Source organism: Roseisolibacter sp. H3M3-2, from assembly GCF_029211165.1.
Lineage (GTDB): Bacteria > Gemmatimonadota > Gemmatimonadetes > Gemmatimonadales > Gemmatimonadaceae > Roseisolibacter.
Genome location: NZ_JARGEK010000581.1, coordinates 1 through 1,978, shown reverse-complemented (window position 1 = coordinate 1,978; position 1,978 = coordinate 1). Strand labels below are relative to the sequence as shown.

Annotated in this window: 2 protein-coding genes and 1 pseudogene; all 3 read left to right on the top strand. The window is 79.6% G+C overall.

The features are described 5' to 3' along the window. Positions 1–275, top strand: a pseudogene (locus tag PYV61_RS24755) (hypothetical protein); the annotation flags it as partial. 127 nt (positions 276–402) lie between these two features. Continuing rightward, the gene (locus tag PYV61_RS24750; RefSeq protein WP_275836549.1) at positions 403–951 is read left to right on the top strand and encodes an ECF-type sigma factor; all 549 of its coding nucleotides are present in this window, start codon (positions 403–405) and stop codon (positions 949–951) included. Positions 952–962: 11 nt separating this feature from the next. Then, on the top strand, positions 963–1,978 hold a 1,016-nt coding region (locus PYV61_RS24745; protein ID WP_275836548.1), incomplete at its 3' end, for a serine/threonine-protein kinase.

Below are 1,978 nucleotides of genomic sequence, written 5' to 3'. Positions count from 1 at the left end.
TGCGGCGGCCGCTCGGCGCGCGCGGCGCCGACGTGCAGCGGATGGTGGTCGGGCGCGGGCTGGCGCCGGTGGCCGCGGGGCTGGCGTGCGAGGCGGCGGCGGCGCTGGCCGGCGACCGGATGATGGCCGCGCTGCTCTACGGCGTGCGCCCGACGGACCCGGCGACGTACGCGCTGGTGGTCGCGGCGCTGCTGGCGACGGCGGTGCTGGCCGCCTGGGGGCCGGCGCGGCGGGCGGCGCGCATCGAGCCCGCTGCGACACTCCGCGGGGAGTAGCCGGGCCCCCGCGGACGATTCGTTGGTCGCGGCGGGACGCGGGGCGTATCTTCGCGCCGGGACCCGAGGCCGGGCCCCGCCCGCGCCCCCGCTCCCCGCCCAGGTGTCGTCTCCCCCGTCCGAGCCCGTGACCGCGCTCCTCGCCGCCTGGGAGCGCGGCGACCGCGCCGCGCTCGACGCGCTGATGCCGCAGGTCTACGGCGAGCTGCGGGCGCAGGCGGCGCGCGCGCTGCGCGCCCAGCCCGACGGGCACACGCTGCAGCCGACGGCGCTGGTGCACGAGGCGTACGTGCGCCTCGCCGGCCAGGCGGGCGCGGGGGGGCGCAACCGCGAGCACTTCTTCGCGGTCGCGGCGCTCGTGATGCGCGCGGTGCTCGTGGACCACGCGCGCGCGCGCCGGCGCGCCAAGCGCGGGGGCGACCGCGAGCGCGTCACCCTCGGCGGCGCCGACGGGATCGCGACGCCCGAGCGGTCGGTGGACGTGCTGGAGCTGGACGAGGCGCTGCAGCGGCTGGCCGCGCGCGACCCGGCGCGGGCGCGCGTCGTCGAGCTGCGCTACTTCGTGGGGCTGAGCCTCGAGGAGACGGCGCGCGCGCTCGGCATCTCGGAGGCGACGGTGAGCCGCCACTGGACCGCGGCGCGGCTCTGGCTGCGGCGCGAGCTGAGCGCCGGCTGACGGGGCGCCCCGTGCTGCGCCCCGACGTCCCGACGCCCCCCGACCGGTGGGAGGCGGTGATGGCGCTGCTGGAGGCCGCGCTCGAGCGCCCGGCCGCCGAGCGCGCGGCGTTCGTCGCCGCGGCGGCGGGGGACGACGCGGCGCTGCGCGACGAGGTCGCGTCGCTGCTGGCGATGGAGGACGGGGCGGCGGGCTTCCTGGAGACGCCGGCGGCGCTCCCCGGCGACGCCGCGCCCCCCGCGCCGGTCGAGGGGCGGCAGGTCGGGCCGTACCGCATCGTGCGCGAGATCGGGCGCGGCGGGATGGGCACCGTGTACCTCGCCGAGCGCGACGACGTGGGGCGGCGCGTCGCGCTCAAGCTGGTGCGCGGCGACCTCGCGGCGCCCGACCGCGTGGCGCGCTTCCTCGTCGAGCGCCGCGTGCTGGCGCGGCTCGACCACCCGAACGTCGCGCGCCTGCTCGACGCCGGCGTCGCCGACGACGGCACGCCCTGGTTCGCGATGGAGCACGTCGACGGCGCGCCGCTCGACCGCCACTGCGACGCGCGGGGGCTCGGCCTCGCCGACCGGCTGCGGCTCGTGGAGCAGGTGTGCGAGGCCGTCGCGTACGCGCACCGCAACCTCGTCGTCCACCGCGACCTCAAGCCGAACAACGTGCTGGTGACGCCCGACGGCGTCGTGAAGCTGCTCGACTTCGGCATCGCGAAGCTGCTCGACGGCGAGGGGGAGGCGGGGGGCGCGCGCACCGGCACCGGGACCTGGTTCCTCACCCCCGACTACGCGGCGCCCGAGCAGGCGCGCGGCGAGCCGGTGACGACGGCCACCGACGTCTACGCGCTCGGCGTCGTGCTGTACGAGCTGCTCACCGGCGCGCGCCCGCAGCGCGTCGAGTCGGGGCCGGTCGGGACGCTGGCGCCGCCGCGCCCGGTGCCGCGCGCGTCGTCGGCGCCGACGGACGGGGCGGCGGCCACGCGCGCGCTGCGCGACCAGCTGCTGCTCGCCGCGCTCACCGTGTGCGAGGAGGTGAG